This window comes from Rhodopseudomonas boonkerdii (assembly GCF_021184025.1).
Lineage (GTDB): Bacteria > Pseudomonadota > Alphaproteobacteria > Rhizobiales > Xanthobacteraceae > Tardiphaga > Tardiphaga boonkerdii.
In genome coordinates, this window is the sequence record NZ_CP036537.1 from 2,905,615 (window position 1) to 2,916,669 (window position 11,055).

Genomic DNA, 11,055 nt, shown 5'->3' on the forward strand with positions numbered 1-11,055 from the left:
GGACCGATCAATGACGGCTTCCCGTACCCGTAACAATGGCCCGCGACTGGCTCATTTTGCGGCAGCGCTGCTGACCTCCACGATGCTGTCGGGCGTGCCGCTGGCCTTCGCGCAGACGCTGCCGACCGGCGGCAGCGTTGCGGCGGGCAGTGCCACGATAACCACGCCGAGCAATGGCGCGCTGACGGTGACGCAGTCGTCGTCCTCCGCGGTGGTGAACTGGCAGAGCTTTTCGGTGGCGCAGGGTAATGCCGTCAACTTCGTGCAGCCGTCGAGCACATCGGCGATCCTGAACCGCGTGACGGGATCGGCGACCTCCACCATCGCCGGCCAGATCAACGCCAACGGACAGGTCTATCTGGTCAACCCCAACGGTATCGCCATCACTTCCACTGGCACGGTGAACGCTGCGGGCTTCGTCGCCTCGACGCTCGGAATCTCCGACAGCGACTTCATGAGCGGCAAGCGGACGTTCACCGGCAACGGCGCCTCAGCGAGTGTGAGCAATGCCGGCAGCATCACCATCGGGCGCGGTGGCTATGCCGCGCTGCTCGGCGGCAGCGTCGATAATGCCGGCACTATCACCGTGCCGCTCGGCAAGGTTGGTCTCGGCTCTGGTGAGCAGGCGACACTCGATTTGTCCGGCGACGGTTTTATGCAGGTCGCGATGCCGACCAATGCGACCGGCAGCAGCGCGCTTGTCAGTAACAGCGGCAGGATTTCCGCCAATGGCGGCAGTGTGCAGCTCTCAGCCGCCGCCGCGCGCGACATGGCGCGGCAGGCGATCAATATGTCCGGCACCATCGAGGCCAGGAGCGTCGGCGGGCGCAACGGCGCAATTATCCTCGGCGGTTCGGACGGCGCAGTCGCCGTCTCCGGCAAGCTCAATGTCTCCTCGCGCAAAGCGAAGGGTGGTAGCATCGCCGTCACCGGCCGCGACATCAAGCTGGCCGGGGCGACGCTTGAGGCATCCGGCAAGATCGGCGGCGGCACGGTCAGGATCGGCGGCAACCGGCAGGGGCAGGGCACGCTGCAGCGCGCGGAGACCACGACGGTCGATGCTGCGACGACGATCAAAGCGGATGCGACCTCCATGGGCAATGGGGGCGACGTGGTGGTGTGGTCGGACGGCACGACCGCTGTCTATGGCACGATCTCGGCGCGCGGCGGCAAAAACGGCGGCGACGGCGGACAGATCGAAACCTCGGGCCATACCCTCGACTTCGCCGGCATCCGCGTGGATGCGTCGGCCTTCAAGGGCGCGGCGGGAACATGGCTGCTCGATCCGATCGACCTGATCGTCGATGCGACCGCCGCCGCGACCATCAACAGCGCGCTGGGTGGTGGCACCGGCGTCACCTTACAGACCTTCGCCAGTAGCGCGCCGAGCGGTTCCGGCTCCACCGCAGCCGGCAACGGCGACATCATCATCAATTCCAGCCTCGGCTGGTCCACCAGCGCGGTGCTAACGCTGAACGCCCACAATGCCATCTCCATCAACGCTGCGATCAATGTCCGCGGCGCGGGTGGCGTTTCGCTGGTCTACAACACAGCGTCACCGACCAACCTGACGTTCAACAACGGCGCATCGATCGATTACGGCGCGACCGACAACGGCGGTGCGCTCAGCGTCAACGGCAACGCTTACACGCTGCTGTACTCGATGACTGATATCGCCGGCATGAGCACCAGCGGCCACTCGGCGCTTGCGACCGACCTGATATCGATGACCAGCTACACGGCGGCGGTGGTCGGAGGAACATTTGATGGAACCTTCGAAGGCCTCGGCCACACGATCTCGAACCTCACGATCAACAGCACGGCAAGCGGCGAGTTAGTTGGCCTGTTTCGCTATGCGACCGGCACCATCCGCGATATCGGCCTGGTAGGCGGATCGATTTCCGCCGGTACCTCGTCATATGTCGGTGCGCTCGTGGGGGGGCTCGGGGCGGGCAGCTCGCCCTCATACGTCGTGAATTCCTACGCGACTGCCAACGTTACGGGCGGCGATCAATCCAACGTCGGTGGATTAATCGGCGAAACCTATGCTTACCAAGACGCCCCCACGGTGGTGGCGAATTCCTACAGCACCGGAAACGTCACGACCGGGGTCTCGGGATACGCCGGTGGTCTCGTCGGCCAGCAGGTTGCGTACTTCAATAGCGCCAGTGCAACGATCAGCGGATCTCACGCGACCGGCACCGTTACGGGCGGCAGCAACGCTGTGCTGGGCGGCCTTGTCGGCAGCAACAGTAGCAATCCCACCGGGATTGCGACGATCACCGGCTCTTACGCGACCGGCGCGGTTATCGGAACGACCGCAAGTTCGGTCGGAGGGCTGGTCGGCAGCAACACCACCAACGCCGGCATCAGCTCGATCTCAGGGTCTTTCGCGACCGGCGCGGTCAACGGCGGCGCGGTCGCAAACGGCGGTCTGGTCGGCTCCAACACCGGCGGAGGTGCAGCGGGCATCGGGTCGATTACTGATTCCTACGCGACCGGCGCGGTGACGGGGGGGGGGAGCAGGTTACAACGGCGGACTGGTGGGATGGAATCTCGGCAACGGCAGCGGCGCCGTCGCGTCCATCACCACCTCCTATGCGACGGGCAGTGTTAGCACCACAGGCTATGGCGGCACGGGTGGGCTGGTCGGCCGAAATCAAAACCTCAGCGGCGGCACCACGTCGATTATCAGTAGCTACTGGGATGTATCGACGAGCGGCATTCCTGCCTTGGGGATCGGCAACGACACAAACGGCCAGAGCGGCAATGTCATCGGCGTGACCACCGCGCAGTTCCAGAGCGGCTCGTTGCCGACGGGCTTTTCATCCTCGGTCTGGGGCACCGGTGCGGGACTCTATCCTTATCTGACCAGCATCTTCGCACACGGTGTGCAGGCGGTGTCGGGCACCGTCTACAGCGATCTGGGCACGACCCCGCTTGCTTCGGGTACGAACGGAGCAGTGGGCGTGACCGTGATCGGCGCAAACGCAACACTCGGCACCGTGACGGCGGGTGCCAATGGCTATTATTATGCGTTCGGCGCGGCCGGCACCATCGCCAACGGCGCTGGCCTGGTCGCTTATACGACGCAGAACGGCTCGACCGGCGCGACAAATGCGGCGCGGATCGCAACCTCGACATATTCGTCCGGCACGCCGTCGCAGACTGGCGTCGACATCTACGAGCCTGTCACGCTTCTCACGGCGAGCACGAGTGCGACGACGCTCTCGGCGTCGGGCTACAATCCGAATTCGACACCGGCCGTGCCCACAGGTTCGACGCTGCCGTCCTTCCTCAATGGTGCGATCCCAACACTGGCTGCAACGAACAGCGGCGGCTTTACAATCGATCAGACGCTGGACCTCACCAGCAGCTTCGGCGTGCAGACGACAGCCGGCGCGCCATTGACGGTCGCCAACGCGATGACGGTGGAGAGTGGCGCCAGTCTCGGCCTCATGACCTCCGGCCAGCTTTTCATCAGTGCGCCGGTCACGGTGAAGGGCGCCGGCGCGGTCACGCTCACCTATAACAGCGCCTTCGCCGGCAATCTTTCCTTCGGCCTGACCGGTGCCGGATTCACCGGCCGGCTCAGCTATGTGAGCAGCGACGGCACCCCCGCGACCTCAAACCAGGGCGGTGCGCTCACCATCAATGGCACGGGCTACACGCTGCTCTATTCGATGGCGGACGTGACCAACATCAACACGCTGGATCTCTTCGGAAAATATGCGCTTGCCAACAGTCTCGATGCATCGGGCACGACCTATACCGGCGCCCTGATTGGCACCGGCGTCGACGGCAATTCCATCTTCCGCGGCAGATTCGACGGCCTTGGCCATACCATCAGCAACCTGACCATCGCCACGAGCGGGGACTACGCAGGACTGTTCGGATTTGCCTACGGAACCATTCAGAACGTCGGATTGGTCGGAGGATCGGTCACTGGCACTCAACACGTCGGTAGCCTCATCGGCTCGCTCAGCTACGGCACGATCACCAACGTTTATGCGACGGGATCGGTCCGCGGGACCACCTACGTTGGCGGTCTTATCGGCTTGGCCGACACGATCAACTCGATCACCAGCGCCTACGCTACCGGAACTGTCACGGGAACCGACAGTTACGCCGGCGGCCTCATCGGATTTCTCTATAACTACAGCTCACTCGCGAACTCCTATGCTACGGGCGCGGTCGCCGGAAACCAGTACGTCGGCGGTCTTGTCGGAGCGAACCTCAACCTGAGTCCGATATCCAACGTCTATGCAACGGGCGCGGTCATCGGGGGCAGCTACGTGGGCGGCCTGTCGGGATGGATCGGGAGCAGCGACACTACCAATGCTTATGCAATGGGCGCGGTCATCGGAGGCGCCTACGTCGGCGGACTCGCGGGAGGAAACGGCAATGGGCGGACGATCAGCAACTCGTATTGGGACATTCAGACGACCGGGCAGGCGATGGCCTTCGGTTTCGACGGCAACGGCCAGTCGGGCAATATCACCGGTCTGACGACGGCGCAGTTCCAGACGCCGAACGCAGCCGCCTATCTCGGGCCGGCCTTCGCCGGCGGTGCCGGTCTGTACCCCTATCTCCAGAGCTTTTTTCCGAACGGCGTGCAGGCGATCTCCGGCATGGCGTATAACAATGCGGGCACGACGCCGGCGGCTTCGGGCGCGAATGGTGCCGTCACAGTGACAGCCTTCGCCAATGGCACCGGCTTCGGATCGGCCACGACCGGCGCGAACGGCTATTACTATATTATGGGCGCGGCGGGCTCGATTGCATCGGGCAATTCACTGCTCACCTATACCAGCGCCAACGCCGCAACCGGAACGACCAATTCGGCGAGGCTCGGCACGGCGACGAGCGCAGCCAATCAATCCGGCCTCGATCTCTACGGCAATGCGGTGACCGTGGTGACAACGTCGACAACGCTCAGCGCCGCGCCGACATTCAGCGCCGCACAGGCCAGCGCCATCGCAGCGATAGGCAGCGACGCAACGGCGACGGCGGTGATTAACGCCATCACAGGCCAAGGTTTTATCGCGAGCGGTGCGAGCTTCACCATCGACCAGACGGTCGATACGGCGGGCCCATTCTACGTGCAGACGACCGCCGCCAGTGCTCCGATTACGGTGGCGAATTCCATCACCATCGAGACCGGCGGTAGCCTCAGCCTCAACGCCGCCGGCGCGCTTAACCTCCATGCGCCGATCACGGTGAAGGGCGCAGGCGGCGTCGCGCTCGGGTACAACAGCTCATCGGCCACCAATTTTTCGTTCGGACTGACGGGCTCGGGCTTCATCAGCCAGCTCACTTTTCTGGATGCCAGCGGAAATGGGCTAACCTCCGCGCCCGGCAATCAGAGCCTGTCGATCAATGGCACTGCCTACGCGCTCCTCTACACGATGGCGGATGTGGCGAATGTCACGTCTGCGGGGCTTGCCGGTAATTATGCGCTCGCCAACAGCCTCGATGCCGCGGGCACGACCTATAGTGATGCGCTGATCGGCCCGAACAGCGGCAATATCTTTAGCGGCGTGTTCCAGGGTCTTGGCCATACGATCAGCAATCTCACGATTGCGAAGAACGGTGACAATGTGGGGCTCATCGGTTACAGCAGCGGCCTCATCCAGAACATCGGGCTGGTCAACGCTTCGGTGTCTGAAACGAATTCCTTCGGGCGCTACGTCGGCGGCCTTGTCGGGTACCAGTCCGGCAATACAATCACCAATACATACGTCACCGGCGCCGTGAGAGGTGGTAGTAACACCGGCGGCCTCGTCGGGTATCTGAACGGCGGTTCGATCGTTCAGGCTTATTCCTCTGCGATGGTCAGCGGAACCACGGCTGTTGGCGGCCTTGCAGGGTATGTCGGCGGCACTGTCAGCACGGCCTATGCGACGGGTGCGGTCACCGCCACCGGCGACAACGCAGGTGGACTGATCGGCGTGACCGACTCGTCTACTTATGCAGCCAGCGTCACCGACGCATACGCCACGGGTGCCGTTCTTGCCGGCAATCGCGTCGGCGGGCTCATCGGGTTCTCGTTCGGAAGCCTCAACAATGTCTACGCGACTGGCGCAGTCAGCGGTGGCGGTGCCGGCGGCCTCGTCGGCTATGCATATGGTGGCTCCATCGGCAACGCCTATTGGGACATCGACACGACCGGTACGTCTACGGTCATCGCAAACGATCCGAACGGGCTTTCGAGCAATATCACCGTCCGGACGACAGCGCAGTTCCAGACGTTGGCCGCGACTAGCGCTCTCGGCGCGGCCTTTGGCGGCGGCGCGGGCCTCTACCCCTACCTCAGAAGCTTCTTCCCCAATGGCGTGCAGGCGATCTCCGGTGTGGCCTATACCGATGGCGGCGCGACGGTGCTCGGCTCGGGCGTAAGTGGCGCGGGGCTGGTCAATGTCCGCGTCGGCAGCGGCGCTGTGCAGACGGTGACGACCGGGGTCAACGGTTACTATTATGCCATCGTGCCATACGGCTCGATCGACACGACGAACGGCAGCAATGTGCTCGCCTTTACGCAGGCCAACGCCAATACCGGCGCGGCTGATGGCTCCGCGTTCCGAACAGCCGCGATGGGAACGCTCGCCAATTTCGACGTGTCCGGCGGTTGGCGGCGTGACACGACCGCTCTCAGCACACTGTCGATACTGGATGCGGCTTATGCGACATCGACTACTGGGACGAGCGCCTCGAGCCTCACGCTCGCCAATCGCTCGATCTTCGCAGTTACTGATTTCTCCTTCGACACCGCGCTCTCGCTCACCGGCACGCTCAATCTGTCGAGCACGGGTACCGTCACGCAATCGGCGGCCATTTCCGCCGGCACGTTGATGTTGCAGGGGGGCGGTAACACGTTCACGCTGACAAATGCCGGCAACCAGTTCAGCCAGTTTGTGGCCGCCGGCGGGACAATCAACCTATATAACGCCGGCAATCTGACGATTGCGGCGAGCGCCACCGATGCCTGCAATTGTACGCTCGCCGGCGTCTCTGGCGACGGGATCCAGATTGCGACGGCGGGCGATTTGACGATTGCCGCCGGCGCCTCAATCTCGGGCACGTCGCCGGTGCTCGCGGCCAGCGGAGCCTTCCTCAACTACGCCGGATCAAACGCGGTCACGGCGACCTCCGGCCGCTGGTTGATCTATTCGGCAGACTCCGCCGGCAATACGTTCGGCGGTCTCGATAGCAATAATACAGCCATCTGGAACACGGCCGCAGGCGGCAACGTCACGGCAGCAGGCAACCGCTACGTCTTCGCATCCGGGCGCACGCTGACGGTCACCACGTTGAATGACAGCAAGACCTATGGCGAGGATATCACCGGTCGTGTCGCGACTGATTATGTGATCACCGGGTTCGCTCCTGGCGTTGCCGGCGCCTATCTGGCCGATACCGCATCGACCGCCTATAGCGGCACAGCCAGCGTCACGTCACCCGGCGCGGCCGGGACGGCCAGCGTGGCCGGCTCGACCTATGCGATCACGGCGGCCTTGGGATCGCTCGCCTCGAATGTTGGCTATGGCTTCGCCTTCGCCAATTCGGGCACTCTGACGGTCAACCGGCGCGGCATCACCGTCACCGCCGATCCCAAGTCGCGCATCTATGGCGAAGCCAATCCGGCGCTGACTTATGTCGTCGGCGGTCTGGGCCTCGTCAATGGCGACACGCTTTCGGGGGCGCTCACTACGCTGGCGACGGGAACGTCCAATGTCGGCAGCTACGGCATCACGCAAGGCTCGCTCGCGGCCTCGTCGAACTATGCGCTGACCTATGTCGGTGCAGATCTCGACGTCGCGGTGCGGGACCTGAGGGTGACTGCCGATTCCAAGTCGCGCATCTATGGTGACGCCAATCCGGCGCTGACCTACGCCATCGGCGGGCTCGGCCTGATCAACGGTGATTTGCTGTCGGGCGCGCTGGCAACCGACGCTGATCGCAACAGTATTGCGGGACGTTACGCCATCAACCGTGGCAACCTGTCGGCGTCTGCGAACTATGCCGTGACCTTCGTGCCGGGCACGCTCACCATCAATGCGGTGATCAATCCACCAAGCACGGACCTGGCCAGCACGGCGGCGAGTAGCATGCCAGCCGGCGCGACCATCACCGCCGCAATGCTGCCGGTGGTTGTGTCGCCGCCGTCCGCGAGTGGTTCCGCCAATGGCTCCGGCAGCATAGTGATATCAGCCGATCCGCGCTTCGACGGCGTCGTGATCTGCAGTGGCCTCAACTGTGTCGTTGCTCAGTAAAGCCACGGCCATGATGCGAAGCCTCTCCACGACAAGGGAATGATCAATGAGAGGCGTCTAGACGTCTCATGCTCCTGTCGCCGTGCTCGGCGCAACGATGTTGCTGCTTGCGCTCGGCGCGTGCACCGGAGCCGCGGGGGGGGGCAGGGTGCCGTTAGGCCGGCCAGCGCGGGCACCGGCGCCTGCTGCGAGCAGAGCCGACCGCCGCCACCGCCCGTTTCGGGGATTGGGTGCTGCGCTGTCAGAGCCTCGGCGAAGGCGAGGCGGGGGCGCACCCTTGCGAGGTGGTGCAGGTGCAAGGTTAAAAGACGCAGATCGCCATCGGCCGCGCCGCAGCGGGCGAACCGCTGCGCGTCACCCTGGCGCTGCTGCCGTATCTGTCGTTCCCGCAGGTGGTCGGTGACTGCAACGGCTCGGTGCTCGATCTGCCGTGGCGGCGTTGCCTGCCTGGAACCATCACCTATTCACGAAACCGGCCAAAAGCGCGACAAGTTCTGTTTGTCGGTTAACTCCAGTTTTCTGAAAGATCTTTTGCAGATGAGTTTTCACTGTAGCTTGGGACAGGCCCAGAACATCAGCCATATCCTTTATGCTACCGCCCTTTAGTAGAGCATCGACGACTTTCGTTTCGCTTGAAGTCAACTGATAAAGCCTGGAGAGCGTCTCGATGGGGGCGGGTGCTTCTCGCACTCTCTTCCTGACGAACACTGCTGCGGTCGCGGATTGCAGGCCACTGGCTGATTGCCGGCTTCCGGAAGTCAGCGGCAGCACATGAGCATACCAACGCTCCAGGGCTGGCGCGGACAGCGGAACAGCAACGCCGCGGACGCCGACGGACGAGTAGTCGAGTTCCGGCACAGCAAGCAACTCGTGGAGCATTCGGTTCGCGTCCGGCAGCACCGCCACAAGCGATTGATTGTCTTTCCGCAAGAGTGTCGCGTCCTGCAACAGCAGTTCGGCCGGTGCATTCTGAAACAGGATCTGACCATTTCGATCGACTAGAAATACGCTGGCTTCGATATGGTCGAGTGTCTGAGTCAGGACACTGCGAACCGCATCCTGTTGATCGAACAGTCGTCCGATGGCAACGGCGCGCTGCAGATGGGGAACGAGTAGCTGAAGTCGCCGCCGGCACTGGTCGTCCACAAGGCCGTCGGTCACATTCATGCGGATGCTGATCATCGAGGAGCGCATAATGCCCTTCTCGAGATTGACCGAGACGGCGTCGATGATGCCCTGCGGCTGAATCCACTCCTTGTAAAAGCGGGTTTCTTCGAGCTCTTGCTGCGGGAGAATGTCGCGACTGGTGTGAACTAGCCCTTCTTCAACAAAAGTGGCCGCCGGAAACATCGGATTCATCGAAACATACTTGTCGAAATACAAGTGTGTGAAGTACGGGTCTTCGTTGAAGACGTGCAGCGCTTGAGAACTGACGCTGGCCGAGTCATGCCAAAAGATAGCGGCCGATGATCCGCCGACAAAGGCGCAAATACTCGCAAGCGCCTTTTGCCAGACGCCAGGGGCGATTGCGGCATCATAGATATCGGCGATCGCATTAGAGAGTTCGATCGCCTCCGATACTTCCGTTGCATGGTTGCGAACGGTCATGCTGGAAAGGCTTTTCCGCAGGAGAAAATCTGACAACCGAAAAGTGACGAGAGACTAGAAAAGCCTATCATCGACACGCGAATTGACCAAACTCGGTTAGTGCATCACTACGATGTATCGAACGAGGAGGCCCAAGCGACATTCTGCATAGCGCTTCGGTCAAGCCGTGTGCGCGTTTGTGTACTATGATGAGGCGAACGAACTTCGATAGGTTACTGCATCCGCGTTCATTTCAAACAACGGTGATGTTTCTCCATGATGAAATTGACAAGCAAGCTCGCGATTGTTTGTGTTCATTCGATCGTCACTGTTGCTCTCGCGGCCCAGGCGATTGCGCAGCAACCGGCAGCCAAACCGACGCCTCAGCGGCCAGCGCAATCCGCACAGACGGCTACACCCGCACCAGCCGGAAATCCGCCGCCTGCGGCTCAGCTACCAGCGGCGCAAAGCGCATCGCCTCAAGCCGTTATCGGAAATGGACCTCAGCGTACGACTGCGACTTATGAGGACTGGATTGTGCAATGCGAAACGCAAGCGGGGCCGCCGCCGCGAAAGGTTTGCGAGATGGCACAGCTCACGCAATTGCAGGTCCAGGGCAAAACGCAGCCGTTTTCGCGCATGATCGTGCCGCAGCCGGCCAAGAATGCGCCAAGCATCTTGTTCGTGCAGGTGCCGGTGAATGTGACTTTTGCGACCAAAGTCAAAATTCTTGCGAGTGAGTCCGACCAGGGCCTCGAAGCTCCGTTTGCCCGGTGCGTGCCCGACGGCTGCTTTGCGGAATTTCAGTTAGCAGCTGATAGTCTTCTCAAATTACGAACTGCGAGTTCGGGAGGGAAACTCTCATTCGCTGATTCTACGGGGCGGATCGTCACCATTCCGCTGTCGTTCAACGGCTTTGCGAAGGGTTATGATGCGCTGCTGAAGGAATAGTGGATCAGCTCTTCGAGAGTTATCACGTGATAAGCGCCGTTGCTGTGAATGTGTCTAGGTTGCAACATTGAGCTAATATCTGCGGTAGCTGTAAGCGGCTCAACCGAAAGGTTGATTTCTGAACGGTTTAAATCTGCAATTTCTAGTGCTTAGGCAGAAGAATCGTTTGTCGTTTTCGATTGGTGCATTTTTCCGCAATCACGTTTCAGCATCGCTGCGGTAATCGGCACGACACGCGAAACAA

General features: G+C 62.0%; 4 protein-coding genes. 3 read left to right on the forward strand and 1 reads right to left on the reverse strand.

Features of this window, described 5'->3' with window-relative positions; all coding sequences use genetic code 11:
* The first annotated feature begins 10 nt into the window (after positions 1–10).
* Complete coding sequence (locus E0H22_RS13475) at positions 11–2,617, forward strand: two-partner secretion domain-containing protein (protein WP_233021531.1); 2,607 nt, start codon at positions 11–13, stop codon at positions 2,615–2,617.
* The gene (locus E0H22_RS13480) at positions 2,544–8,273 is read left to right on the forward strand and encodes a beta strand repeat-containing protein (protein WP_233021532.1); all 5,730 of its coding nucleotides are present in this window, start codon (positions 2,544–2,546) and stop codon (positions 8,271–8,273) included. Before E0H22_RS13475 ends, E0H22_RS13480 begins: the two co-directional genes overlap by 74 nt.
* Positions 8,274–8,729: 456 nt before the next feature.
* On the opposite strand, the gene E0H22_RS13485 is transcribed toward E0H22_RS13480, so the two are convergent.
* Positions 8,730–9,881: a helix-turn-helix transcriptional regulator gene (locus E0H22_RS13485; protein ID WP_233021533.1), complete on the reverse strand. Its 1,152-nt coding sequence runs from the start codon at positions 9,879–9,881 to the stop codon at positions 8,730–8,732.
* A gap of 255 nt (positions 9,882–10,136) precedes the next feature.
* Here E0H22_RS13485 and E0H22_RS13490 point away from each other — a divergent pair, with 255 nt between their 5' ends.
* Positions 10,137–10,811 carry an invasion associated locus B family protein gene (locus tag E0H22_RS13490; protein WP_233021534.1) on the forward strand — a complete coding sequence of 225 codons (675 nt, stop codon included), beginning with the start codon at positions 10,137–10,139 and terminating at the stop codon, positions 10,809–10,811.
* Positions 10,812–11,055 lie beyond the last annotated feature (244 nt).

Bases quoted from the DNA above. Each gene is read 5' to 3' on its own strand.
- E0H22_RS13475 (WP_233021531.1), top strand. From the start codon at position 11: ATGACGGCTTCCCGTACCCGTAACAATGGCCCGCGACTGGCTCATTTT.
- E0H22_RS13485 (WP_233021533.1), bottom strand. From the start codon at position 9,881: ATGACCGTTCGCAACCATGCAACGGAAGTATCGGAGGCGATCGAACTC.
- E0H22_RS13490 (WP_233021534.1), top strand. From the start codon at position 10,137: ATGATGAAATTGACAAGCAAGCTCGCGATTGTTTGTGTTCATTCGATC.